This is a genomic window from Streptomyces physcomitrii (assembly GCF_012273655.1).
Lineage (GTDB): Bacteria > Actinomycetota > Actinomycetes > Streptomycetales > Streptomycetaceae > Streptomyces > Streptomyces physcomitrii.
Genome location: NZ_JAAWWP010000007.1, coordinates 256,723 through 281,476, shown reverse-complemented (window position 1 = coordinate 281,476; position 24,754 = coordinate 256,723). Strand labels below are relative to the sequence as shown.

Here is a 24,754-nt window from a genome sequence, read left to right as displayed (position 1 = left end):
AGCGGGCGGCCCGCGCACCCGGCGCCGGGTGCGCGGGAGCACCGCCGGATACGCGGGACCGGATGCGCGGGCTCAGTCCAGCGGCAGGAAGAGGCTGATCTGCTTGCCGCCGCCGGGCAGCAGGCGCAGGGTGATCTCCTGGGCGAGGCGGTGGATCAGCGGCCAGCCGTAGCCGCCGGGCAGCAGGTCACGGGGCTCGCTGCGCAGCCGGGGCAGCTCGGCGCTGCGGTCCTGGGCGGTGAGCCGCAGCCCGCCGGGGACCAGTTCGGCCCGGAAGCCGGTCAGTCCGCCGCCGTGGACGAGCGCGTTGGTCACCAGCTCCGAGGTGACCAGGAGGGCGTCGGTGGAGGACTGCCGGGCGGCGGCCGAACCGGTCAGATACCTGTCGTAGAGCAGGAATTCGACCTCCTGCCGGGCCTCCGCGGCGCTCGCGGGCACCGCCCGGCCTCGCTGCGGCACCACCGTCACCTCACCCGTACACATCCGCTCCCCCGTCATGCCGCTCTCCCCTGCTGCTCGTCTCCGCGGCCCCAGGCCGGGTCCGGCTGTCTCCCCGGTCCGCGGACCGTCCGCGTCCCCCGTTGCTCCGGCGGCACCGACCGCGCCCGCCGCTCCGACTCGGCGCACCGGACCCACCGGACTCACTGCTCCGCGCCGAAGAGATCCATGGCCTCGTCCACGCTCTCCGCGACGGTGAAGAAGGTCAGCGTCCCGGTGACCTGGAAGAGCCGCTGCACGATGTCCGAGAAGGGCCCGGCGACCACCAGGGAGCCGCCCGCCGCACGGTGCGCGCGCTGGGCGTCCAGGAGCAGGTGCAGGATCGTCGAGTCCGCGAAGCCCGTGCCCGAGAGGTCGAGCACCAGGTGCGCGGCGCCCTCGGGGCGCTCCCGCAGCGCCTTCTCCAGGGCGTCCCCGTTGTCGTAGTCCACATCGCCGCGGACCGACACGAGCAGGACGCGTTCCCCGGTGGGCCCGGTGACATCGGACGTCACGATCTCCGGATCGCCGTACATGCTCTCCCCAAGCCCCGACCGCTCACCGTGGGCACGGTACGGCCCAGGCACCGAAATATTCGCATGTCACCCCGGCCCGCCGGACCGGCCCACCACCGCTCAGACACGCGGCGACTCGTCGATCAGGAGCTGCCTGCGCAGCCGGCCCAGGGTGCGGGTCAGCAGCCGCGAGACCTGCATCTGCGAGACGCCGATCCGCTCGCCGATCTGCGCCTGGGTCAGCTCCTCGGCGAACCGCATCCGCAGGATCTCCTGCTCCCGCGGGGCCAGTTCGGCCAGGAGCGGGCCGAGCGCGTGGCAGTTCTCGATCAGCTCGTACGTGGGGTCCTCGCCGCCGACCATCTCGCTCAGCGGGCGGTCCGCGCGGTGCATGCCCTCGGAGCCGATCGGGGCGTCCAGGGACTGGGTGTGGTAGCCGTTGGCCGCGCGCTGCGCCTCGGCGACCTCCTTCTCCGGGATCTGCATGACCTCGGCCAGCTCCGCGGTGCGCGGGGCGCGGCCGAGCAGGGAGATCAAGTCGTCCTGGGCGCGGGCGAGTTCCTGGCGCCGCTCCTGGAGCCTGCGCGGCACGTGCAGCGCCCAGGTGGCGTCCCGGAAGAACCGCTTGATCTCACCGGTGATGTAGGGCATCGCGAAGGTGACGAACTCCACCTCGCGGCTCAGGTCGAAGCGGTCGATGGCCTTGATCATCCCGATCATGCCGACCTGGACCATGTCCTCGGTCTCCACGGCGCCGCTGCGGAAGCGCCGGACCCCGAAGTGCACGAGTCCCATGTTGAGTTCGATCAGAGTGTTCCGCGCGTACTGGTACTCGGGCGTGCCCTCCTCCAGTTCACGGAGCCGGGCGAAGAAGAGGCGGCTCAGCTCCCGGGCATCCGCGGGTGCCGTGCTGCGCGGGTCGTCGACGACCGGCAGCGCGTCCCGCACTCCCGCCTCGCCGCCACTGAGGACCTGCCCGGCACGTGTCTCGCTGATCACCATGGTGCTGCTCCGTTCGCGACCGTCCAATCGATCTCTGCATCCGTTGTGCCCCCGGGTCCCGTAATGATGCGTGTGAGCCACGTCTCATCTTCTGGGGTTCCAGACACCAACAGGCGTACGCGTTCCGGGCATTCGGGACGTGGATTCCGTACGGCCTCCGGTACGGGGCCGCTCGGGCGGGCGCCGGGGGCGCGGGCCTCAGCCGGGCGGCGGTTCCGGCTCCTCGCCCGTCAGATGGGCCAGGGTGCCGGTGACCCGCAGCAGGCGCTCGAAGGCGGGCGGGCGCTCGTCCAGGTGCAGCCGGACCCGGGCGGCGGCGCACTCGCGCTGCACCATCAACAGCGCGGACAGGCCCATCGAGTCGCAGCTGTCCAGAGCGGCGAAGTCCAGCCGCAGCGTGGCGAGTTCGGGGTGCCCGGCGAGCACCGCGCGCACCTCGGTGAGCAGTTCGTCGGCGGTCTCCCAGTCGAGTTCGCCCGTGACGGTCAGGCGGACGTGCCGGGGGCCCTCGGTGTGGGACCGCAGCGCGAAGGCGGGGGTCGGCAGAGAGGTCATGCGAACTCTTCGGTCTCCGGGGGGTTCTCGGTGGTACGGCCGGGCGGGCGGCCTTCGTCCACGGCGCCGCGGGCGGCGGCCAGGGAGGCCAGCCCGGCGGCGAGGATGCGGTTGCTGCGCGGGAAGTCCTGGAGGATCCCGGCGAGCAGCTCCAGCGCCGGATCCAGTGAACGGTCGGGCACGCCACGGGAGTTGAGCACCCCGGCGGTCCAGACCAGGAAGTCCCCGAAGAGGCGGTCGTCGTCGGTGTAGAGGGCCGCGGCCAGGAAGTCGACCACATGCGCCAGGTCCTCGGCGGTGCGCTGCCGCTGCGCCGCGCCGTACTCCGCCATCGCCGGGAAGCGCGTCTCCAGACCGCCCATGACCTGCCGGACGAGCCGGGGCCGCGTCCTGCCGACCATGGTGTACTCCTGGTCCGCCAGATACGGCAGCGCGTCCACCGGCTGGCCCCCGCCCTTGGGCACCGGCCGCGGCAGCCCGGCGGCGAGCAGCCCGGCCGCGCCCCGGGCGTCCGGCGCCCAGGCGTCCGCGCCGATCAGCCGGGCGTACTGCCCCTCGGCGCCGAAGGCGGCCCCGCCGACCAGGACCGGGACGCCGATCGCCTGGCAGGCGGTGACGGCGGCGTGCGCGGTGGGCAGCCGGGTGGCCAGCGAGGAGGAGAGGGCGACCGCGTCGGGGCCGGTGGTGTGCAGATGGTCCACCAGGTGGGCGGAGGGCACGTGCGCGCCGAGGAAGTCGACCTCCCAACCGCGCACCCGCAGCACCTCCGCGAGCAGCCGGGCGGGCAGCGCGTGCCACTCGCCGTCCACACAGGCCACCGCCACCCGGCCGCGCGGGGCCCCGGGCCGGGACGCCGGATGCGCCGAGAGCGCCCCGACCACCCGGTCGTTGAGGGCGGTCGCGGCGTGCTCCTCGGCCACCGTCATCCGGTTCCCGGCCCACTCGCGGCCGACCCGCGCCTGCACCGGGGCGATCACGTCCAGGAGGACGGACTCCATGTCGTACCCCTGGTCCAGGGGCGCGTGCACGGCCGCCGTGGCGCCCTCGGCGTCCCGGACGCGGACGGCCTCCCAGAGCCGGGTACGGGCCGCTTCGAGGCCGTCGGCCCCGGCGGGCGGGGGGTGCGGGGGGCCGACCGGATCCGCCGTGCCCGGACCGGTGCTCATCGCCCGGCCCGCTCACCGGGGCCGCCGCCCGGGTAGGGGGCGGTGACGGCGACGACCGCCATGTCGTCCTTGCGCCCGCCGCCGGTCCACTGGGCGGCGAGCATCTGGACCCGCTCGACCACCGCCTCGGCGGGCATGCCCGCGCACTCGGTGAGGGCCTCCTGGAGGCGCTCCTCGCCGAAGAGCTCGTCCCCGAAGGGGCCGCCGCGCGCCTCGGTGATCCCGTCCGTGTACAGCAGGCAGGTCTCGCCGGGCGCGAGGCTGACCTCGGCGGTGACGCTGCGCACCGCGGGCAGCACGCCGACCAGGCTGCCGTGGGTCTCCGCGGGCTCCACCCGGCCGTCCGCGCGCACCAGGAGCGGCGCCGGGTGCCCGGCGCTGGTCAGCCGCAGCCGCACCCGCTCGCCGTCCCGTACCGCGGAGGCGAGCACCAGGGTGGCGAAGCGGGTGTCCTGGAGGCTGAGCAGGGCGTCGTTGAGCAGGTTGAGCACCCGGTCGTGGTCGCCCGCGAGCGGCAGCAGGGCGTGCAGGGTGTTGCGGATCTTGCCGGTGAGCACCGCGGCGTCGAGTCCCTTGCCGCAGACGTCGCCGAGCACCACGAAGGACTCCTGGTCCGCGGCGCCGCCCGGGTGCACGTCGTAGAAGTCGCCGCCGACCCGCTCGCGGTGCTCGGCCGCGCGGTAGCCGCCCGCGAACTCCACCCCGTGCACCTGGCGCAGCCGCGGCGGCAGCAGGTCCCGCATCAGGGTGCGGGTGACGCGAGCCTGCTCGGAGTAGAGGGAGGCGGCGGAGAGCGCGGCCCCGGCCCGGGTCGCGAAGAGCCGGGCGAAGGTCTCCTCGCCGTCGCTGAAGGCGGCGGTCCCGCTGCGGCGCAGCAGGATCAGCGCGCCCGCGGGCACCCCGTGCCCGGGCAGCGGGGTGATCACCACCGAGCCGACCGGCCCCGCGAAGCCCTCGGGCACCGCCCAGTCGGGCAGGGCGGCCGGGTCGATCCAGCGCGAGGGCACCGGCGGGAAGCCCTGCAGTGCCTCGCGCAGCCCCGGCACGTCCTCCGCCTGCGCGCCGAGCCGCCGGAAGGTCACCTCGCCGGAGGAGTCCGCGTAGGTCACCGGCAGCCACCGGCCGCTCGGCGGGGCGACGACCACGGCGGCGTCGGCGAGGTGGCGGGCGCTGAGCCGCGCGACGGTCTCCATGGAGCGGTCGACGTTGAGGGAGGCGAGCAGTTCGTCCGAGGCGCTCGCGAGGAAGGCGGAGCGCTCCCGCTCTTCCCGCAGCGCGGTCCGCGCGGCCTGCTCCTCGGTGTCGTCGAGCAGCCACCAGACGGTGTCCCCGCCGTCGCCGCCGGTCGGGTACGCGGCGAAGCTGCGCTCCCCGACCCGGCCGCCGACCGGTCCGGACCCCGCGTCCGGCCCGGGTGCGGGGTGCGCCCCGGCGAGCCAGGACAGCGGGGTGCCGGCGAGCGGGGTGCCGGGGCGGGCCCCGGCGAGGAGGAGTTCCGCGGCGCCGTTGAGGTCCGCGAGGGCGCCGCCGCCGGTGGTGACGACGACGGGGCACGGCGCGTTCCGCCAGGCCTGTGCCGGACCGGAGGGGGCCCGGTCGACATCCTGGGAACCGCTGCTTGATGCCTGCAATGGGGTCGCCCCGTGGCCGGGGCTGCCGCCTTCCGTAAGTGGGGAACTCCAGCGTGGCAGGACTTCCGTGGGAGCGGAACTCCTGCGTCCCGGGACCTCCCCGCGACGAGGAAGTCCTGATCAGGCCACTATCGCGGAACACTTGCCGAGCGGCAAGAATCGCAGGTCGGCCCAGGTCACGGCGGGGGTCAGGGCCGCTCCGCGGGCGGGTGCCCGGCCGCCGGGCACCTGGCGGGCCGGCCTCCCCTCTATAGGGTGTGAGGTCGCACACCGGGTGCGAGGCCCCGCGAGCGGGGCACCGGCACGGCGGCCGCCGGGCGCACCGGCGGACCGGCCACAGGCGGGAAGGAGACCGGGGGATGACCGGCGAGGGGCAGCGTTCCCGCAGGAGGCAGGGCGAACTCGAAGTGCTGGTCCTGTCGGCCCTGCGCTCCGCGGACGGCCCCCGTACGGCGGGCTGGCTCAAGGAGCAGCTGGGCGGCGGGCTCGCGTACACCACCGTGGTCACCATCCTGACGCGGCTGCTCGCCAAGGGCGTGGTCACCCGGGAGCGCTCGGGGCGCTCCTTCCTGTGGACCCCGGCCGCCGACATCGCCGGCCTCGCCGCGCACCGCATGCACAAGGTGCTCAACAACGAGGCCGACCGCGGCGCGGTCCTCGCCAGCTTCGTCACCGCGCTCCCCGCCGAGGACGAGCGGCTGCTGCGCGAACTGCTGCGGCAGGCCGAGGACCAGCGGGAGGGCTGAGGTCCGATGGGGGTCTTCGTCTTCCTCCCGCTCGTCCTCCCGCTGACCGCCTGGCCGGTCGCGCGCCTCGCCGAGCAGCGCCTCCACCCGCGGACCGCCACCCGCCTGCTGACCGTGGTGGCCGCGGTCATGGCGGCCTGCAGCACCCTGTGCCTGGGCCTCCTGGTGGTCGTCGGCACCGCCCAGCTCCCCGGCAACCCCCTGCCGGACGGCTGGTCGGACCCCGAGGTACGCGCGGCCGTCCCCTGCGACGAGATCGCGGGCAAGGTCGCCATCCCGGCCCTGCTCGTCCTCGCCCTCTCCTGCGCCCGCCTGCTGAGCGGCCGCCGCGAACTGCGCCTGCGCGCCCACCGCGCCCTGCACGGACTCCCCGGCCGCACCGTCGCCGTCCTCCCGGACCCCGCCCCCTACGCCTACGCCCTGCCCGGCACCGCCGACGCCCCCGGCCGGGTCCTCGCGACCACCGGGATGCTGCGCTCCCTGGACGCCCCCGAGCGCCGCGCCCTCTTCGCCCACGAACGCGCCCACCTCGCCGCCCACCACCACCGCTACCTCCTCGCGGTCCAGCTCGCCGCCCGCGCCAACCCCTTCCTGCGCCCCCTGCGCGCCGCCGTCGAGTACGCCACCGAACGCTGGGCCGACGAAGCCGCCGCCCAGACCATCGGCAACCGCCGCACCCTCGCCCGGGCGATCGGCAAGGCGGCGCTGGCGGGGCGGGAAGGGGTGGGGCCGGGCTCGGGATCGGGCTCGGGATCGGGCTCGGGGTCGGGCTCGGGGTCGGGCTCGGGGTCGGGCTCGGGGTCGGGCTCGGGGATGTCGACTGTTCCGGTCTTCCCCGGCTTCGCCGCCCCCGGGCCGGTGCCGCGCCGGGTGGCCGCACTGCTCGCACCGGCGCCCGTCTCCCGGCGCCCGTCCGTCTTCAGCGCCGTCGGCCTCGCCGCCTACGGCGCGGCGGTCGGCACGGCCGTCTCCGCGATGTCCTCGGCGAGTTCGACGATGACCATGCTCCTCCTCCTGAAGGCGGCTACGCCGATGTGAGGCACGGCGCGCGTACGGACCGCGGGCCCGGGAGTGAGATTCTTCGCACTCCCAACCATTGGCACACCTGGATAGACTCCCCGCAGCCGAGCGGTCCCGCGACCGCCCGCCCCGCCCCCGGCCCCTCCAGGGAAGGCCCCGCATGTCCGGCTCCGAGAACTCCCCGAACACCAAGGGCTCCAAGGGCTCCAAGGGCTCCAGGAACCGCCTCCTCGGCCTCGCCCTCGCCGGAACCGGCGCGGCCCACTTCGCCGTCCCCGCGGCCTTCGAGCCGCTGTCCGCCAAGGTGTTCCCCGAGGACACCCGCCAGTGGATCTACCGCAACGGCGCCACCGAACTCGCCCTGGGCCTCGCCCTCGCCAGCCCCCGCACCCGCCGCCTCGGCACCCTCGGCCTCGCGGCGTACGGGGCCTGGCTGGCCTCACGGGCGCTGGCCAACCGCTGAGGCCCCCGGTCCGGGCGGCGGGCCTCGGCACGACCCGCTCTCAGGCTGAACTCCCCTCCGCCCGACCTGACTTGGGCCGCGCCCGCAGATGCGCCCGTTCCCCCTGGCTGCCGAACAGGCTGAGGAATTCCACCGGTTGGGCATCGGCGCCGCCGAACCAGTGCGGGACGCGGGTGTCGAACTCGGCGGCCTCGCCGGGGGTGAGCGTCAAGTCCCGTTCGCCCAGGAGGACTCGGAGGCGGCCGTTGAGCACGTAGAGCCACTCGTAGCCCTCGTGGGTCTTCGGGTCGGGCTCCCTGCGGTTGCTGCCCGCCGGGATCACCAGTTTGTACGCCTGGATGCCGCCGGCCCGGCGGGTCAGGGGCACCATCGTCATGCCGTGCCGGGTCAGCGGGCGCAGATGGATGCGCGGGTCGCCGGTGGGCGGGGCGCCGACGAGTTCGTCGAGGGTGACGCCGTGGGCGCGGGCGAGCGGCAGCAGGAGTTCCAGGTTGGGGCGGCGGTCGCCGGACTCCAGCCGGGAGAGGGTGCTCACCGAGATCCCGGTGCTCCGGGAGAGATCGGCCAGCGTGACCTCCCGCTGCCTGCGCAGCGCACGCAGCCGGGGGCCGACCGCGGTGAGGGTCCGGTCGAGATCGCTGTCTTCCGTCGGGTCGGGCGCCATGCCGGAAGTTTGCCAGAGCGGCAAGGCTCTTTGCGGCATCGGCAGCACGCGCCCCCCGACGGGAGTCCTCCCTCACCCCGGCCGCAACGACTGCCAGATCGCATCCGGCAGCAGGCGTGCGACCTGGTTCAGGTCCACGTCGTAGGTGCTGGACAGGGAGCGGCGGGCGGCCTCGGCGACGGGGCCCATGACCATGATCTCGATGAGCTGCGGGGGCAGCGGCGCGAGTTCGCCGCGGCGGACGCGGGGCTCCAACCAGGCGCTGATCGGGGCGAGTTTGGCGTCCCGGGCCTCGCGGATCTGCCGGGCGTGGGCGGAGAGGTAGCCGGAGTAGGAGGAGGCGTGCAGGAAGAGGGCGGCCTCCCGGTGCTCGACGGTGAAGTCCAAGTAGGCCCGGACCAGGGCCCGTACGCCGGTGCGCGCGGTGCGGGAGCGGAGGACGGCGGCGGTCATCGCGTCGAAGAGCTCCTCCATACATCGGGTGTAGAGGGCCGCCGCGAGGCCGTCGAAGCTGCCGAAGTGGTGGTAGAGGCTGCCGAAGCTGACGCCGCCCGCCTTGGTGACGGCGTTGACGGTGAAGCCCTGCTGGCCCGATTCGGCGTAGACCCGCAGGGCGGTGTCCAGGATCCGGTCGACGGTGGCCTCACCGCGCTGCTGTTTAGGCGACATCGCCTACCGCCCACCCCCGCGCCCGTGGACCACCGCGCGCCGCCGCGGCCCCCTGTTCTGACTTCCGGGTTCCGCTTTCCTCACTCATGCCGCACAGCCTAGAACAGAAACACACAGAAACAGTTTGGAGAACTTTTCTAGAAAATGCCTCCGATCAATCGTCAACGGGCCTATTTTCGCCGCCATGAACGCGCACGATTCCGCACCCGTCCCACCCCCGCCCGCCGGACCCCCGCCGGGCGGCTCCTTCGGCCCGCCCCCGCAGGACTTCGGCCCGCCGAGCCCGGCGACTCCGCCGACCCCGCCGCCGCGGCCCGGGCAGGCCCCCGCCGAAGGCGGCCCGCGCCGCGGTGGACGCCCGGCGGTCCTCCTCGCGGCCGTACTCGCGCTGGCCGTGCTGATCGCGGGCGGCACCTGGTATCTGCTCGCGGACCGCGGCCAGGACGGTGACAGCCCCCGGGCCGAGCCCTCCGGAGAAGGTCAACTCCCGGGCGCCGCACAGCAGAAGCCGCAGGAGAAGGCACCCGCCGACCCCACCGCGGCCACCCTCGTGCACGCCCTGGTGCCGGAGTTCCCGAGGATCCCGGGCGGCGTGACGAAGCAGACGACCTGGAAGGCCGAGGGCTCCTGGCTGACCGAGCGGGTCTACGCGAAGACCTCGGTACGGGAGATCACCGGGTACGCGGCGGCCACCGGCGAGAAGCTCTGGTCGCTGCCGCTCAAGGGCGCCTCCTGCGGGGGCTCTCCGCAGGTCGGCAAGGGCGGTGTCGCGGCGGTGGTCGTCCAGGACGAGCCGCTCGACGACCGCGGCTACCCCGCGCCCTGCACCGAGGTCCTCGCCTTCGACCTGGACACCGGCAAGAGGGTCTGGTCGAAGTCCTTCACCGCCGAGTACCAGTCCCGCAAGACACCCTTCGACCAGGTCGTCATCAGCAAGGACACCGTCGCCGCCGGCGGCATCCACGGCGGCGCGGGCTTCGACCTCGCCGACGGGAGCCTGCGCTGGGAGCCGGAGGCCGGCGAATGCGGCGACCGCGGCTACGGCGGCGGGCCGCGACTGGTCGCCGTACGGGTCTGCGGGCCGTTCGGCAAGCGGAAGTTCGAGGCGCATCTGATCGACCCGGACACCGGCAGGAACGCGTGGCGGTACCGGCTCCCCGCGGGCGCCACCGCGCCCAAGGTCCTCTCCACCGACCCCGTGGTCCTCGGGGTGGACACCGGGACCACCTCGCTCACCGGCATCGACGACGTCTTCTCCCTGGACGCGCGCGGCAGGCTCCGCTACCGGATCACGCTCGAGGACGACAGGTTCCAGCACTCCTGCCGGGGCGCCGAGATCGCGCAGAGCTGCCGCTCCCTCGCCGTCGGCAACGACCGCCTCTACGTCCCCACCAGGAGCCGCGCCCACGGCAAGGGCTACTGGAACGAGATCGTCTCCTTCTCCCTCGCCGACGGAAAGCCCACCCGCGACCGCTTCGAGGCGGGCGACGGCAACACCCTGCTGCCGCTGCGGATGGACGGCCCCCGCCTGCTCGCCTACAAGAGCGGCACCGACGTCTCCGTGGTCTCGGTCGACCCCCGCAAGGGCACCCAGGAGACCCTCCTGACCTCCCCCGACGGCCCGATCGGCCTGACCCCCGAGTACGCCGACCTCCGCTTCACCCACGGCAGGCTGTACGTCGGCAGCCCGCTGCTCGGCGACCCCGCGGGCGGCAGCGTCAAGCAGCATCTGGCGTACGGATTCGGGCCGGAGGCCTAGCCACTCACCGGATTCCCGGCGGCGCGGGGGCGGGGGGGGGCGGCGGGCGGGCGGCGGGGGCGGCACGGAACGGCCGAGGGGGCAGCGCGGAACGGCGGGGGGGGCGGCGCGGAACGGCAGCAGCAGGTGCGCCAACACCGCCCCCGCGCTCCACCCCGTCGTTCTCGCTCTCCACCCCCGTCGCCCTCGCTCTCCCCACCCGTGCCCTTGCCCCGCCCCGCCCCGTAGGGTGTCCGGATGTCCGCGCACCACCCCGCCGCCGCGCCCCGTGTCCTCGTCGTCCGCAACAGCCCCCGCAGCGGACCCGGCCGACTGCTTCCCTGGCTGCGCGAGGAGGGGCTGACCGCGGTCGAGGCCGAGGGCGGCGCGGGGGTGGACGACCCGGCGGGGTACGCGGCCGTCGTCCTGCTCGGCGGCGGCTTCCTCCCCGACGACGACGCCCGCCACCCCTGGCTGCCCGCCGAGCGGCTCCTCGCCCGGCGCGCGGTGGAGCAGGGCGTCCCGCTCCTCGGCATCTGCCTCGGCGCCCAGGTCCTCGCCGCGGCCCACGGCGGCACCGTCCTCGGCGCCCACGGCACACCCGAACGCGGCTCCTGCCGGATCACCCTGCGCCCCGAGGCCGCCGCCGACCCGCTCCTGAACGGCCTGCCCCCGGTCTTCCCCGCGATCCAGAACCACCGCGACCAGATCACCGAACTCCCGCCCGGCGCAGTCCACTTGGCCCAGAGCGAGCCCTGCCCCGTCCAGGCCTTCCGGCTCGGCGAGAGCGCCTGGGGCGTGCAGTTCCACCCCGAGGTGGGCGCCGACCGCCTCGCCCACTGGTCCGAGGCCGCCCTCGGCGCGGACGGCCTCGACCTGACCCGACTCCGCTCCCACGCCGAGGAGTCGGAACCCGACTCCGCCCGCGCGGCCCGCCAACTCGTGGCGAACTTCGGGACCTTGGTACGGAGAGGGATCAAACCCCCGGCACCTCGAAGGCCCCGCGCCTGACAGCGGCCGTGAACGCGGAAGCTCCATAGAGCGGAAGCTCCATGGATACGCGAGCTGATCCCCCATGCCGTCCCGGCCGCCGACCCCCTGGTGCAACACCGCCTCGTCCAGGATGCCCCAGGCCTGCGGCGGGTTCCGCAGTGCGGGGTCCGCTGCCGCTCAGCCGGGCGCCGTCCCGAACTCCCCCGCTTTCTCCCTCCGTTCACCGAGACCACGCCATATGTACGACTGAGGGCGAGTCCTCTACCTTGTGAACCGAGCTGACTGGGGCCGGCTGCGCCGGGCGCCGTCCGGTGGCTTGCGAGTACGCCGGTGCCGTGCGCGCCGGGACCGAGGAGCGGACATGCCCGTCAGCGATGCCACGCCCCGCAGAACGACCGGACGGCGACCCGTACCGGCGGGCTGGGCCGAGTTCGGGGAGCTGCTGCGGCACCACCGGCGCCGGGCCGGGCTCACCCAGTCGCAGCTCGGGGCGCGGGTGGGCTACCACCACAGTCTGATCAGCAAATGGGAGTCGGGGCAAAGGGAGTTGGCCGCGCCCCTGGTCGACCGCCTCGACGCGGCACTCGGCGCCGGGGGTGCCCTGCGGGCGGCCGAGGAACGGCTGCGCGCGGCTGAGGAACGGCTGCGGACGGCCGGGGAACGGCTGCGAGGGCCCGAGGAGGGGCTGCGGGCCGGGGAGGGGCAACAGCGGGCGGAGGGGCAACTGGACTCTGCGGAAGGCCAGTTGTGGGTGGGCCGGGATGGGCCGCCGGCCGCCCGTTCCGCCCCCGGGCCGCTCCCGGCACCCGGCGTCTTCGGCGGGGCGGGCCTCGGCGGCGCCCTGCTCGGCGGGACCCTCCCGGGCGGGCCCGGCAGCCGGGGCGGCAGCGGGGGCCGGAGTGGCGGCGGGGGCCTGCCGCTGCCGGCCGGGCTCGCGGACGACTGGCCCTCGCGGCTGCCGGTGGGCGGGACCCCCTGCCCGCTGCACGGACCCGCCGACTGCGCGGTACCCGAGGCGGCCGCTCTTCCCCAGCTTGTGGACAGCGTGCTGCGGGCCGCCCGAACGCCCCCGCTGCCCGAGGACCCGGACCTCCTGCACGCCCTCACCGCGCTGCTCAACCACTGCGCGAAGGCGGACTCCGCTCCCCTGCCGAGCGCTCAACTCGGCTTCGTGGAACAGCTGTTGCGCGCGCTCGTGGCCTGGGGCGCGGGCATCGGGGAGGCGGGCCGGACCCCGTACGCGCAGTTGCGGCTGGCCACCCACTACGCGCAGACGGCGGGGCGGCTGCGGCTGCACCGGGGGCAGACGGGGCTCGCGATGCTCTGGTTCTCGCACGGGCTGCGCTGGGCCGAGGCGAGCGGCGACGCCGCGGCGCACGCCGTGCTGCTCACCGATGTCTGCACCCTCAGCCGCCTCGAGGGCGACCCGGCCACCTCGCTGGCTCATGCCGAGGCGCTGAACGCCCTTGTCGGGACAGGTCAGTTGGCCGATGGCGGTCGCCACTGGCGGATCCTGCTCTCGCACCTCTACCAGGCCCGGGCCCTCGCCCAGCTAGGCGCCGCCTCGGGCACCGCGGCCCAACTCGCCCTGGCACGGCGCTGGTTCGCGCGGCTCGACGCGGACGATCTCGCCGAGGTGCCCTGGCTGGGTGGTTCCCAGGGCGAGTTGTTCGTGCAGAGCGCCTTCGCGGGGGCGCACCGCGATCTCGCCGCGGCGGGCGGCCGGGGCCCCGCGGCCCGGCAGGCGGTACGCGCCGCCGAGCACGCCCTGCGGCTCGCGCCCGACCGGACGCAGCCCGTGCACCTGCTGCTCAGCCTGCGCCTCGCCGACTCCCGGGCCTGCGCGGGCGACGCCCACGGCGCACTGGCCACCCTGACACCGGTCCTCGGCGCCGCCGCCCGCTCCGGCCGCCTCCTGGTCACCGCCGAACTCACAGGCCTGCACCGCAGGTTGGCCTCCCGCTGGCCCCAGCTGCCCGAGGTACGGGACCTCCGCGACCGCCTCCGCGCGGAGGAGTCGCCGACGGCTCCGGTGCGCGGGTAGCGGTACGGCCGACTGCTTCGGTGCGTACCCGCGCAGTTGTCGCGCCCAGCCCCCTGCCCGGATACCGGGCGGAACTTGCCGCTTTTTGACCGCTGGGCGGGAGGGGCCCGATTCCGTTGACCGGGCCGCGCGCCCGGTGCGACCGTCCCGACATTCAGGCAGGGACATGCCATCGCCACCGGCCACCACCCCCGCCGCACTCACCCCCCAAGGAGCCATGGTGCTACGAAGACTGGGCCTCGCCGGACTCTCGCTCGCGGTGACCCTGGGGCTCGCCGCCCTGCCCGCCGCCACCGCCGGGGCCGCGCCCGCCGACCGGGCCCCCTCGGCCTCCGCAGCGGACCAACTCGCCCTGGCCGCACCGGACATCGACGTGGCCAAGGTCCGCGCCCACCTCAGCCAGTTCCAGACCATCGCCACCAACAACGGCGGCAACCGCCGCTCCACCGGACAGGGCTACCGCGACTCGGTCGCCTATGTGAAGGGCAAGCTCCAGGCGGCCGGCTACACGGTCACCGAGCAGCCCTGCACCTCCGGCTGCTCCAGCGGCGCGGGGCCGAACCTGATTGCCGAGTGGCCCGGCGGCAACGCCTCCAACGTCTACATGTTCGGCGCCCACCTGGACGGCGTCTCGGCCGGACCCGGCATCAACGACAACGGCTCCGGCAGCGCCGCCCTCCTGGAGACCGCGCTCACCCTCGCCGCGCAGAACCCGACGATGACCAACAAGGTCCGCTTCGGCTGGTGGACCGACGAGGAGCAGGGCCTCAACGGCAGTGACTTCTACGTCCGTTCACTGTCCTCGGCGCAGCGCTCGGCGATCAAGGCGTACTACAACTTCGACATGATCGCCTCGACCAACGGCGGCTACTTCATCAACCACATCACCTCCTCGGCCGCCGCGCCGATGAAGGAGTACTGGGACTCGCTGAACCTCCAGCCGGAGGAGAACCGCGAGGGCGCGGGCCGCAGCGACGACTACTCCTTCGAGCAGTACTCCATCCCCACCTCGGGCTACGCGATGGGCGCCAGCGCCCGCAAGACCTCCGCGCAGCAGGCCAAGTGGGGCGGCACCGCCAACGCGGCCTACGACGGCTGCTACCACTCCTCCTGCGACACCACCAGCAACATCAACGCCACCGGCCTGGACCGCAGCGTCGACGGCATCGCCCACACCCTGTGGAAGGTCGCCGTCTCCGGCGGCGCCCCGACCACCTGCCAGGCCGCTCAGCTCCTCGGCAACAGCGGTTTCGAGAGCGGGACTTCACCCTGGACCGGCTCGACCGGCACCATCGGCGCGCACAGCGGTCAGCCCGCGCACGGCGGCAGCCGCAGCGCCTGGCTGGGCGGCCACGGCCGCGGCGCCACCGACACCCTCACCCAGCAGGTCACCGTCCCGGCGGGCTGCACCAAGGCCACCCTGTCGTACTGGCTGCACATCGACACCGCCGAGACGGAGCGCCGGGTGTACGACAAGTTGACCGTGAGGGCGGGGAGTTCGACGCTGGCCACCTGGTCCAACACCGACGCCGCGAGCGGCTACACCGAACGCACCCTCGACCTGAGCGGCTACGCGGGCCAGCAGCTCACCCTCACCTTCAGCGCGACCGAGGACGCCAGCCTCCAGACCAGCTTCGTCCTGGACGACGTCACCCTGCGGACCAGCTGACGACGAGGCGGACGAGAAGACGACAAGCAGGACGAGGAGGAGGACGAGGAGACGAGGAGGACCGGACCTCGCCGGACACCTCGGCACGTTCACGCACCGGGCCGGTGACGGGCAACCCCCGTCACCGGCCCTCCGGCTGCCGCCGTCCCGCCGACCGCCCCAGGGCGCGAAATAATCCCGCGCGCACCCGTTCGTCCCGTCCTAGACTGCCGGACCGGATCCCGTACCGACGGGGTCCCCGGCCGCGCCCGCCCTTCCGCTCGCCGGGCGCGAGGCCCACCTCACCGCACTCCCGGGCAGCAGTGTGTCCGGGCCCGCACGGACGGACAGGGACCGCATGAGTGACCTCCCCGCACGATGGAGCCAGGCGACCGTATACCCCGATATGTGGGCGGACCCGGACGACGATCCGCGCAACAACGAGGCCAGTCCGGACGGTGAACTGGCCACCCTCCTCGACTTCCTGAGCGGCTACCGGATGACCCTGCGGATGAAGTGCGAGGGGCTGAGCCCCGAGCAGCTGGCCCGCCGGTCGGTCCCGCCGTCGACCATGTCGCTGCTCGGCCTGCTCCGGCACCTCGCCGAGGCGGAGCGGGACTGGCGCAACTGGATCACCGAGGGCGAGCCGCTGCCGAAGCTGTACGGCGCGCGGGACGCGGACTTCGACGAGGCCCTCGGCGAGCAGTCCGTGGTCGAGGCCGCCTATGCCGACCTGGCCCGCGAGCAGGAGGCGACCGACGCCGCCCTGGCCGCCCACCCGGACCTCGGCGAACGCCTCGGCAAGGACGGCACCTCGGTACGCGAACTCCAGGTGCACCGCATCGAGGAGTACGCCCGCCACTGCGGCCACGCCGACCTGCTGCGCGAGTGCGTGGACGGGCGGGTGGGGCAGTAGCCCGCGCGGTCGGGTGGGGCAGAGCCCGCGACGGGGACGGGGCTCCGGAGGGGGCGGAGCTCCGGAGGGGGCGGAGCTCCGGAGGGGGCGGGGGCGGTCACACCGCCCCCGCCCAACTCAAGCTCCGTACCTGATAGTTGTTCGCCGGTCGCCTACCGGTTGACCGACTGGATCTCCTTGACCGTCACCGGGATGTCGTTCTCCGTCTCGCCGTCCGGGAGGTCGTCGTGGACGGGCGCCCCGTCCGGCCCCGCGGTCGGGTTCCAGGTGACGTCCCAGGTGATCGAGGCGTTCAGGTCGTAGGTGCCGTTCCCGGAGGACTTGCGGTAGGTCAGCAGGCACCCCGAGTCACCCGAGTCGACGGTGTACGTGCCGCCGCTCTTCACCAGGTCGTAGGTGCACGTCTGCGGGTCGGCGAACTCCGTACCGGCCTCCAGGCGCAACTGCTTGGGGGTGGCGACCGTGGTGGCGGCCAGGTCCACGCCCATGGCGTCGATGCTCGCGGTCACCGAGACCCGGTCGAGTCCGCCCTCGAAGGCCACCTTGGTGGGGAGGTTGACCTTCAGGCGGCCCGGGTCGGGGGAGAGTTTCACGGGCGGGGTGGGGAGTTTCGTGTGGTTGTAGGCGAGGCCCGCGAGGATTTCCGGGGTGATCACCGGGCTTCCCGGCGGCGGCGGGTCGGCGGGGCCCACCCATTCGTAGAGCCGTAGGGTGCGGCATCGGCTGCCGTACTCCTCATAGCTGGTGTTGGGGTTCTTCACCAGCTTGTACCAGGAGCCTTTGTCCCCCTGGTGATATTTGCCGTCCGTCTCCTCGAAGTATTCGTTGTGGATGTCCGTACCGGCGCTCCCGCCCCCGTAGTTGTGCGAGGCGAGTTCCTTCTCGAAATCCTTCGGGTTGTACTTCGGCTCGAACCAGCAGGCGGGAGGCGACCAGTTGCCCCCGGCCGGAGCCATCGGCTTGCCGGACTTCGCGGACGAGCGGTAGGTGAAGCTGACCTGGGAGCCGATCTCGTCGGAGGGGCCCGAGGGCTTCGTCTGGGGCGGACGGTCGTTGAGGTCCGCGGCGGCCGGGACCGCGACCGCCAGAACGCAGGCGCCGCTCAGCAGAAGGGCGGCCGCACCGCGTGCGCCGATCAACGCTGGCATGTCGCCGCGCCCTCCTCGTAGAACTGGTCGATCAGGCGCCAGTTCCCTTCGGGGCCCTTCTGCAGCGTGTCCGCGTGGCCCGTGTAACTGTTCTTGGTGACCTCGGTCTTGAGCACCTTCTTGGTCGCGATCTCCTTCCGGTAGGCGTGGCTCTGGTCCTCGCAGTAGGTGACCGTCGCCCTCTCGCCCTTCACCCCGGTGACCTTGAAGTCGTAGAACTCGACCTTCCCGGTGACGGTGTGGCCCTTCTTCTTGAAGTCCGCCACGCTCTGCCGCCAGTCCGAGGAGGCTTGGCCGATCACGTAGTCCTGGAAGACGGGCAGCTCCGGATCGCCCTTGGCCAGCGCCAGCTTGATCGCCTGGTTCGCGTAGCCGGCATCCCGCACCACGGCGTCCTTGACCTTGTCCCCGGTGGGCTTGGCGGCGATCGTCACCGTCACATCACTCGGAAAGTCGAACTCCGGCGCCCCCGCCTCTGCCGACCCCGAAGGACTGGCCTCCGCCGACGTCGAAGGGGACTCCTTGCCCGCGCCCTCGATCTCGTCGGAGTCCTTGTCGTCGGAGCCTCCGCACGCGGTGAGGAGCAGGGCGGCGAGGGCGGCGGCGAGGGCTCCGCCGGTCGTGCGCTTCTTCATCGTGCAACCAACTCCCGTAGCTCATAAGGGTCTTCGCGGGAGCGTGGCTGGCCGGGCCGTGCCGATAGTGGTGCGCCCCCCGTAGGCCTGAACCCGCCCGACTTTACCGATGCAACGCAGAGGGCGACAGACCCGACCCGCCCCACGGCGACCGAGCTGTGACCCGGCGTGAGCCCGGGCGGCCCCGGACGCCGGGAACTTCCCCCCTTCTCCCGGTGTACTCAGCACCACCCCCGATCCGGGTCGTGGGCCCAATGTGGCCGGCGTTCACCGTCCGTAACGTCGAAGACGAGGCGCACCGGGCGCCGGAGGACGGAAGGGGACAGCATGTTCGGGAAGCGGAACCGCGGTGCGAGGGCCGGGCGGGCGGGGCACCCGGAGGCCCTGCGGCTGGTGAAGGTCAGCAAGCGGTACGGGAGCGGGGCGGGCGGCGGTCCGCAGGACAACTCCGTGACCGCGCTGGACGAGGTGACGCTGAGCCTGCCCGCCGGGAGCTTCACGGCGATCATGGGGCCCTCGGGCTCGGGCAAGTCGACGCTGCTGCAGTGCGCGGCGGGGCTCGACCGGCCGGACAGCGGCCTGGTCATGGTGGACGGCGAGGAGATGACCGGCGGCAGCGAGGCGGAGCTGACGAAGTTCCGCCGGAGCCGGATCGGTTTCGTCTTCCAGCAGTACAACCTGCTGCCGACGCTCACCGTCGCGCAGAACACCACCCTGCCGCTGCGCCTCGCGGGCCGCCGCATCGACCGGGCGCGTACCGAGCAGGTGCTCGCCCAGGTCGGCCTCGGCGACCGGCTCGGCCACCGGCCCGACCAGCTCTCCGGCGGCCAGCGCCAGCGGGTCGCGATCGCCCGGGCGCTGGTCACCGAGCCGCGGGTGGTCTTCGCGGACGAGCCCACCGGCGCCCTGGACATGCGCAGCGCCCGCGAGGTGCTGCGGCTGCTCCAGCAGGCGGTACGGGTGCACGGGCGCACCGTGGTGATGGTGACCCACGACCCGGTCGCCGCCTCCTACGCGGACTCGGTGGTCTTCCTCGCCGACGGGCGCCTCGCCGGACAGTTGCAGTCGCCCAGCGTGGACGCCGTCGCGGAGCGCCTCGCCCACCTCGGCGACCTCGCGCAGGGCGGCGCCCGGAGCCCGTACCCCGCCGCGCCCGGCCACCCCGCCCCGGGCACCGCCACCGACCACACGATCCGACTGGGGGCCTGACCCGCATGTTCTCCCTCGCATGGAAGTCCGTACGGCAGCGCCCCGCGCGCTTCCTGGCCACGCTGCTCGCCGCCCTCCTCGGCGCGGGCGTCACCATGACCTTCAACTCGCTGCACGACACCGCCGCCGGCGCGGGCGTCGACGACACCAGCGCGGAGACCCTCACCACCGCGGCGAGCGTCGTCGGCGGCTACGGCACCCTGCTCGTCTTCTTCGCGATCGCCTCCACCCTCACGGTCAATGTGCGCCAGCGCGGCGAGGAGATCGCCCTGCTGCGCAGCACCGGGGCGACGCCCGCGCAGATCAAGCGGATGGTGGTCGGCGAATCGGTGGTGGTGGCCACGGCCGGGATGCTGCTCGCCGTCGGCCCGGCGATGCTCGGCGGGCGGGCCCTGTTCGGCATGTTCCAGGACAGCGGCCAGGTCGGGCAGGACGTCGACTTCGCCTTCGGTCCGATCGCCCTCTCCTCCGGCTTCGCCATCACCCTGCTCGCCGCGGTCGGCGCCGCCTTCCTCGCGGTGCGCCGCGCCACCCGGGCACTTGCGGGCGGCCGTGCGCCGCGCGGCCGGCTGCGGGTCCTCGGCGGGGCCGCGGCCCTGGTCCTCGGTGCCGGGAGCGTCGCCGCCACCTTCTCGATGGACGCCACCGAACCGGCGCTGATGGCGGCGCCCGCCTACGGCGCGATCCTGCTCGCGGTCGGCTTCGCCGTCTTCTCGCCGCATCTGCTGCGGCTGCTGCTCGGCTGGTTCGCCCGGCCGCTGGCCCGGCTCGGCGGGGCGGGCGCGTACCTCGCGGTGCACAACATGCGCCAGCGGGCCGCCCAACTGGCCGGTGTCCTCATGCCGTTGATCCTCTTCACCGGTGTGGCCGCGGCGACGCTGTCCATGCAGACCGTCGAGAACGACGCGCTCGCGGCATCGGGCCTGACCAAGTCGGTCGACGACAAGAACCTGGAGACCCTGAACCTCACGGTCGTCGGCATCATCGCCGCCTTCGCCTGCCTGATGCTGATCAACTCCCTGTACGCGGCGACCTCGTACCGCACCCAGGAGTTCGGCCGCCAGCGCCTCGCGGGCTCCACCCCGCGCCAAGTGCTCGCGACGGTGGGCTTCGAGGGCCTCTTCCTCACCCTGACCGGCACGTTCTTCGGCACCCTCGCGGGCCTCGCCGGCACCCTCGCCTTCACCAGCGTCCGCACCGACACCGCTCTGCCGGACCAGGTCTACGCCCTCTGGCTCGGCGTCCTCGCGGTAGGCGCCGCCGCCACCCTCCTGACCTGCCTCGGCACCACCCGCCGCACCCTGCGCACCCCGGCGGTGGCCGCGGTCGCGGTGGCGGGCTGAGGGGCTTCGGTACGGGGCTTCCAGTACGTGGGGGGAAGACGGGCAGGGCCGCTGGGGTGCGGGGGATCCCCGGCGGCCCTGCCGGTGTCCGCACACCCTGGTCAGACAGAGGCCTCCAGGCGGCGGGCGATCTCGTCCACCACGGCTTCGAGTTCCCCGGCGACACCGGGGGCCGACCAGGAGGCCATGAGCATCACCGCACTCGTCGAACCGTGCGGGAGCATGCCGTACGTCAGGGTCTCGCGCAGCACCCCGGGGGTCCTCCGGCCCGCGGACTCCATCGCCAGGTTCTGCCGGATCCGTACGGCGGGGCCGGTGGGGACCTCGACCCGGGTCACCTCGGGCGGGCCGAAATCGGAGGCGCCGAAGGTCTCCGCGAGCCAGTCCAGGGTGATCACGGGCAGGGTCTCGTCGGGGACGAAGACCTGCACCTCGACGAGCGCCAGGGCCTCTTCGAAGCCGTCCGGGTAGTAGAGCGAGGCGCTGAGCGGGGCACGGCTCCGGCTGTCCTTCGCCCAGGCCTTGAGGTCCGCCCGCAGCGGCTTCGTGTCCATCGGATGCCCGGCCGCACGTCCCCGTGCCGCCAGTTCCTCCGCGGTCGCACGCGACCAGCGGGAGAGCGAGGTCCCCGCCCCGGGCAGCGTGACCCAGTCCTCCGGCACCAGAACACTCAGCAGATTGAGGTCGCTCATGCGGAACTCCAGGTCAGGGAACCCCCGATGGCGTCGAAGAGTTCGGTCATCGCCTCGGCGAGCTGCACCAGAGGGGTAGAGAAGGTCAGCAGCAACTGCCCCTGGCCGCCCGGGATGTCGAGCTGGTAGTCGACGGTGACGGAGTCGAAGGCGTACTGCTCCTGCTTCTCCCCCTGCTGGGTCTCCTCCTCAGTACGGATCTCGCGGCGCACCCGCAGGGCCCGGCCCGCCGCGGTCTTCTCCATGGACACCTCCCGGCCCGGCTGCGCCTCCGCCGCGAGCTCTTGGGCCAGGTCGTCGAGGCGGGGCAGTGCCCTGCCGGGCTCCGGCCGCAGCAGCGTCACGAGCAGCGAGGCCGGGATCGTCAACGCCCCCGCCTGCTGCAGGCTCAGATACAGCTCGATGCCACCGCCGCGGTAGGACTCCTCGGCCCGTGCCATCAGCTCGGCGCGCAACTGGGGCCGCAGATAGGCGAGATGGTCGGCGCCTCTCAACTGCCGGTCCACCAGGGCCTCGACGGACGCCGCGCGTCGCTCCTCCTCCAGGGCGAGCCGGAACCAGCCCTCGGGGAGCAGCAGACGGTAGTCCGCGGGGGTGGCACTGGCCTCGTGTGGCTCGGTCACGCGGTGGACTCCGGTTCGTGCGCCGCGGCGGGCCGGTCCAGGCGGAGCCGGCTGCGGAGTTGGTGGGTGGCGTAGGGGATGAGGATCAGGAGAAAGGTGAGGGCGGAGAACACTCCTGCGAGGAAGAGCACGAGGTCATCGGGGCCAAGGCCGAGTCCGGGGAGGAAAATGGCGGCGAAGAGCAGGAGGACCCACTCGCCTCTGGCGGCTGCGCCTTCGCTCGAACGCGTCGCGGAGCGGGCGTCCTTCGGTGCCAGCGGCGCTCGGCCCCGCATATCCGCACCCAGCGGTACGCCCAGGGAATGCGCCATGTCCGTCTCGTGCTCCTCGACCCGGTGCTTCACCGGCAGGCCGAGTGCGTCGACCAGGCTCTTCCAGGAGCGTTCGCCGCCCGTACCCCCGAACCACCAGCGCCAGGGAAGCATCGCGCGGACCTGCTCGCCGGGACCCTGCAACTCGACGGCGAGCTTCTCGCCTTCCGTGTCGGAGACCACTGTCACCTGACTCACTGCAGCACTGCCCTCGCGGGCGAACCAGCTCTCCCGCCCGGTGGAATCCGTGAGGACGACGTATTCGGGAAGCACCTTGACGAACGGGACAGTGAGGAAGCGATGGGTGACAGCAGGGCTCGGCTCCGGAATGGGCCGCACCAGGAGACCGGGCCCTGGCGGCACCCGATCCGGCGCACGACGACGCAGAACGACACTGCTCAGGACGAGAGTTGCGGGAACGACGAACAAGCTTCCGGAGGCGACGGCGTACGCCGTCTCGCTAGGCCCATCGGAGACCATGACCGTGATGAATGCCGCGATGAAGAAGAGCATGGACACCCCGCGCAGCAACTCGCAGAACAGGGGAACAGCCCTGAGCGAAAAGTAGACCCCTCGATGCCGCTGGTAAGCCGAGGGCATGTCCCGCAAACTCTTCGCCTCGGTGTGCAGAGGGATCCCCAGCTCCCGCACAAGGCCGGAAAGTCCTGACCGGTCGAGGTGTTCGGCCTCGTCCAGGAACAGGGTGCCGAGCCGATCGGCCTCGGGAAACCACTGGGCGAGCGGGATCTGCAGCACCGGTCGCCCTTCGGCGTCCTCGAAAACAGCCGTACCCCAGCGTTCCGGGAAAAGAGGCTCCTTTCCCTTTTCGTCCTCGACAGGCGGAAAATATCTGACGGCTGCCAGGCCGCCCCCGGCGGTCTCATAGCGGCGTTCACGGCCGCGCCGGTCGGTCCTGAACAGCACACCCGGCTCGGCACGCAGGCGTACGCGACGCACGATGTCCAAGCCCGGAGCATGCTGCCCCACGGGAAGCATGATCATTTTCTCGTCACCTCTGTTCACGCCGCCAGGCACGACGCCGGACAGTACAGGGAGCCCGTCAGCCATTGCCCGTGGTGGTGGCGTCCTTGACGCCGGTCAGCTCGTACAGGCCGTCCGGGGCACCGACAAGACCGAAGAGCTCACCCTTGTCGGCTGCGTCTGCCGCGGTGGCGAAGATGGTCGTGCCTTTCCAGATATTCGTCTGCGTCTGGAACGTGTCCAGATGACCCTTGACCACAACATCGAAGCGCAGTGACGAATCGACTTCATCGAGGCTTTCCTTCAGCTTGTGCAGGCCGAGGTCACCGCCCCGCAAATCGGCTTCCCGCCACAGGCGGGCACTTCGCAGATCCCCGATGTCCTTGAACGCCTTGAGATCCTTCACGCTGTCCACCATCTCGCCGACGCCTTGCGGAGGCTGCGGCCGAGGCGCGCGACCTCCTCGGGGTTTCCGGGGACCGGATCGCCGTCCTCGCCGAGGACCGCCCATTCGGCGGCGGGCGGCCGGCTCACTTCGGCGCCCGGTCAGAGCCCTGCGGAGAACCCTCCGCGAGGCATGCGGCGGCTCATCCCGGACCACGGCCGCCGCGCTCTGCGCACTTGTCAGTGGCGATCGCTACCGTGCGGGGCAGGACGACGACACGGTGCGGGAAACCGCTCGGAGAGGGCAGCGCGAGACGGCGCGCGCACCTGCGGAAGAAGGAAGCAGGAACAAGGAGAAGAAGGAAAGGAGACCGGGAAGTGAAGCTCACCTCGCAGGACCCGCTCGCCGTCGCGGTCACCGGGGCGATCCGCTCCGGTGACCTGGCGGAACTGCGGCGGCTGCTCGGCGCGCACCCCGGGCTCGCGACCGCCCGCGTGACGCATGCGGCCGAGGGCTGCGGCGGCGGTACGCGGAGTCTGCTGCACCTGGCCACCGACTGGCCGGGCCACTGCCCGGGCGTCGGTGCGACGGTGGCCCTCCTCGTGGCGGCCGGTGCCGATCCGAACGCCCGGTTCGGCGGCGCCCACCGGGAGACGCCGCTGCACTGGGCGGCCAGCTGCGACGATGTCGAGGCCCTCGACGCGCTTCTCGACGCCGGGGCGGACATCGAGGCGGACGGCGCGGTCATCGCGGGCGGCACCCCGCTCGCCGACGCCCGCGCCTTCGGCCAGTGGCGTGCGGCCAGAAGGCTCCTCGCGCACGGCGCCAGGACGACCCTCCAGGACGCGGCGACCCTCGGTCTGCGGGAGGTGGTCGAGGAGTACGTACGCTCCGGGCGGTCGGATGCCGAGGACCTCACCCGGGCCTTCTGGGGCGCCTGCCACGGCGGCCGGCTGACCACGGCCCAGTACCTCCGCGGACTCGGCGCCAATCCCGGCTGGGTGGGCTGGGACGGGCTGACCCCGCTGGACGCCGCCCGCGCCCAGCTCGCGGAGGGGGCCGAGGATCCGGCCCGGACGCAGGCGGTGGTGGAGTGGCTAACCGCGGGGGCGCCGGGGGGATAAGCCCAGGGGAAGTGAGCCCGGGGCAATGAGCCCAGGGGAATGAGAGGGGCCGATGC

25 protein-coding genes are annotated in these 24,754 nt (G+C 73.3%); 11 read left to right on the top strand and 14 right to left on the bottom strand.

All coding sequences use genetic code 11. The annotated features are described in order from the left end of the window. Positions 1-72: 72 nt before the first annotated feature. The 6 genes from HFV08_RS14515 to HFV08_RS14490 form a co-directional block, all read right to left on the bottom strand. Positions 73-459, bottom strand: coding sequence for an ATP-binding protein (locus tag HFV08_RS14515; protein WP_168539506.1), 387 nt, complete (start codon positions 457-459; stop codon positions 73-75). A 182-nt stretch (positions 460-641) separates the two neighbouring features. Then, positions 642-1,013 (bottom strand): STAS domain-containing protein, encoded by a 372-nt coding sequence (locus HFV08_RS14510; protein ID WP_168539504.1) that lies wholly within the window; start codon positions 1,011-1,013, stop codon positions 642-644. Positions 1,014-1,112: 99 nt separating this feature from the next. After that, complete coding sequence (locus HFV08_RS14505) at positions 1,113-1,994, bottom strand: SigB/SigF/SigG family RNA polymerase sigma factor (protein WP_168539502.1); 882 nt, start codon at positions 1,992-1,994, stop codon at positions 1,113-1,115. A 198-nt stretch (positions 1,995-2,192) separates the two neighbouring features. After that, the gene (locus tag HFV08_RS14500) at positions 2,193-2,549 is read right to left on the bottom strand and encodes an STAS domain-containing protein (RefSeq protein WP_168539500.1); all 357 of its coding nucleotides are present in this window, start codon (positions 2,547-2,549) and stop codon (positions 2,193-2,195) included. After that, complete coding sequence (locus HFV08_RS14495; protein ID WP_168539498.1) at positions 2,546-3,715, bottom strand: cobalamin B12-binding domain-containing protein; 1,170 nt, start codon at positions 3,713-3,715, stop codon at positions 2,546-2,548. The genes HFV08_RS14500 and HFV08_RS14495 overlap by 4 nt, the downstream gene beginning before the upstream one ends. Continuing rightward, positions 3,712-5,346 (bottom strand): PP2C family protein-serine/threonine phosphatase, encoded by a 1,635-nt coding sequence (locus tag HFV08_RS14490; protein ID WP_168539496.1) that lies wholly within the window; start codon positions 5,344-5,346, stop codon positions 3,712-3,714. The genes HFV08_RS14495 and HFV08_RS14490 overlap by 4 nt, the downstream gene beginning before the upstream one ends. Before the next feature lie 359 nt (positions 5,347-5,705). Between HFV08_RS14490 and HFV08_RS14485 the strand changes: the two genes are divergently transcribed. The 3 genes from HFV08_RS14485 (at position 5,706) to HFV08_RS14475 (ending at position 7,575) form a co-directional block, all read left to right on the top strand. Then, a complete protein-coding gene (locus HFV08_RS14485) occupies positions 5,706-6,092 on the top strand; it encodes a BlaI/MecI/CopY family transcriptional regulator (RefSeq protein ID WP_168539494.1) in 387 nt (128 codons plus the stop codon). A 6-nt stretch (positions 6,093-6,098) separates the two neighbouring features. After that, a complete protein-coding gene (locus HFV08_RS14480; RefSeq protein ID WP_168539492.1) occupies positions 6,099-7,130 on the top strand; it encodes a M56 family metallopeptidase in 1,032 nt (343 codons plus the stop codon). 142 nt (positions 7,131-7,272) lie between these two features. Beyond that, positions 7,273-7,575: a DoxX-related protein gene (locus tag HFV08_RS14475; RefSeq protein WP_168539489.1), complete on the top strand. Its 303-nt coding sequence runs from the start codon at positions 7,273-7,275 to the stop codon at positions 7,573-7,575. Positions 7,576-7,615: 40 nt separating this feature from the next. Here the strand turns inward: HFV08_RS14475 and HFV08_RS14470 are convergent, their stop codons facing one another. Beyond that, positions 7,616-8,239, bottom strand: a complete 624-nt coding sequence (locus HFV08_RS14470) for a helix-turn-helix domain-containing protein (protein ID WP_168539487.1) — start codon at positions 8,237-8,239, stop codon at positions 7,616-7,618. 72 nt (positions 8,240-8,311) lie between these two features. Beyond that, positions 8,312-8,908: a TetR/AcrR family transcriptional regulator gene (locus HFV08_RS14465; RefSeq protein WP_168539485.1), complete on the bottom strand. Its 597-nt coding sequence runs from the start codon at positions 8,906-8,908 to the stop codon at positions 8,312-8,314. 184 nt (positions 8,909-9,092) lie between these two features. Here HFV08_RS14465 and HFV08_RS14460 point away from each other — a divergent pair, with 184 nt between their 5' ends. The 5 genes from HFV08_RS14460 (at position 9,093) to HFV08_RS14440 (ending at position 16,247) form a co-directional block, all read left to right on the top strand. Then, a complete protein-coding gene (locus HFV08_RS14460; RefSeq protein ID WP_168539483.1) occupies positions 9,093-10,667 on the top strand; it encodes an outer membrane protein assembly factor BamB family protein in 1,575 nt (524 codons plus the stop codon). 237 nt (positions 10,668-10,904) lie between these two features. Next, entirely contained in the window at positions 10,905-11,657 is a 753-nt protein-coding gene (locus HFV08_RS14455) for a type 1 glutamine amidotransferase (RefSeq protein ID WP_168539481.1), read from the top strand. A gap of 343 nt (positions 11,658-12,000) precedes the next feature. Continuing rightward, positions 12,001-13,683: a helix-turn-helix domain-containing protein gene (locus HFV08_RS14450; RefSeq protein WP_168539479.1), complete on the top strand. Its 1,683-nt coding sequence runs from the start codon at positions 12,001-12,003 to the stop codon at positions 13,681-13,683. Positions 13,684-13,900: 217 nt separating this feature from the next. Further along, positions 13,901-15,352 carry a M28 family peptidase gene (locus HFV08_RS14445; RefSeq protein WP_168539477.1) on the top strand — a complete coding sequence of 484 codons (1,452 nt, stop codon included), beginning with the start codon at positions 13,901-13,903 and terminating at the stop codon, positions 15,350-15,352. Positions 15,353-15,689: 337 nt separating this feature from the next. Then, positions 15,690-16,247 carry a DinB family protein gene (locus HFV08_RS14440; RefSeq protein WP_168539475.1) on the top strand — a complete coding sequence of 186 codons (558 nt, stop codon included), beginning with the start codon at positions 15,690-15,692 and terminating at the stop codon, positions 16,245-16,247. 152 nt (positions 16,248-16,399) lie between these two features. Here HFV08_RS14440 and HFV08_RS14435 read toward each other — a convergent pair whose 3' ends face one another. Together HFV08_RS14435 and HFV08_RS14430 are read right to left on the bottom strand one after the other, a co-directional pair. Next, a complete protein-coding gene (locus HFV08_RS14435) occupies positions 16,400-17,395 on the bottom strand; it encodes a hypothetical protein (RefSeq protein WP_168539473.1) in 996 nt (331 codons plus the stop codon). Beyond that, the gene (locus HFV08_RS14430) at positions 17,383-18,030 is read right to left on the bottom strand and encodes a hypothetical protein (RefSeq protein WP_168539471.1); all 648 of its coding nucleotides are present in this window, start codon (positions 18,028-18,030) and stop codon (positions 17,383-17,385) included. Before HFV08_RS14430 ends, HFV08_RS14435 begins: the two co-directional genes overlap by 13 nt. 327 nt (positions 18,031-18,357) lie before the next feature. Here HFV08_RS14430 and HFV08_RS14425 point away from each other — a divergent pair, with 327 nt between their 5' ends. Together HFV08_RS14425 and HFV08_RS14420 are read left to right on the top strand one after the other, a co-directional pair. After that, positions 18,358-19,239 (top strand): ABC transporter ATP-binding protein, encoded by an 882-nt coding sequence (locus HFV08_RS14425; protein WP_052482403.1) that lies wholly within the window; start codon positions 18,358-18,360, stop codon positions 19,237-19,239. Between the two features lie 5 nt (positions 19,240-19,244). Next, entirely contained in the window at positions 19,245-20,582 is a 1,338-nt protein-coding gene (locus HFV08_RS14420) for an ABC transporter permease (RefSeq protein WP_168539469.1), read from the top strand. Between the two features lie 101 nt (positions 20,583-20,683). On the opposite strand, the gene HFV08_RS14415 is transcribed toward HFV08_RS14420, so the two are convergent. From HFV08_RS14415 to HFV08_RS14400, 4 genes are all read right to left on the bottom strand, one after another. After that, a complete protein-coding gene (locus HFV08_RS14415; protein ID WP_168539467.1) occupies positions 20,684-21,274 on the bottom strand; it encodes a hypothetical protein in 591 nt (196 codons plus the stop codon). After that, a complete protein-coding gene (locus HFV08_RS14410; protein WP_168539465.1) occupies positions 21,271-21,897 on the bottom strand; it encodes a hypothetical protein in 627 nt (208 codons plus the stop codon). The genes HFV08_RS14415 and HFV08_RS14410 overlap by 4 nt, the downstream gene beginning before the upstream one ends. Next, positions 21,894-23,174, bottom strand: a complete 1,281-nt coding sequence (locus HFV08_RS14405; protein WP_168539463.1) for a hypothetical protein — start codon at positions 23,172-23,174, stop codon at positions 21,894-21,896. The genes HFV08_RS14410 and HFV08_RS14405 overlap by 4 nt, the downstream gene beginning before the upstream one ends. A 94-nt stretch (positions 23,175-23,268) precedes the next feature. Next, the gene (locus HFV08_RS14400; protein ID WP_168539461.1) at positions 23,269-23,607 is read right to left on the bottom strand and encodes a hypothetical protein; all 339 of its coding nucleotides are present in this window, start codon (positions 23,605-23,607) and stop codon (positions 23,269-23,271) included. Positions 23,608-23,951: 344 nt separating this feature from the next. Between HFV08_RS14400 and HFV08_RS14395 the strand changes: the two genes are divergently transcribed. Next, positions 23,952-24,698, top strand: a complete 747-nt coding sequence (locus HFV08_RS14395) for an ankyrin repeat domain-containing protein (protein WP_168539459.1) — start codon at positions 23,952-23,954, stop codon at positions 24,696-24,698. Positions 24,699-24,754: the final 56 nt, after the last annotated feature.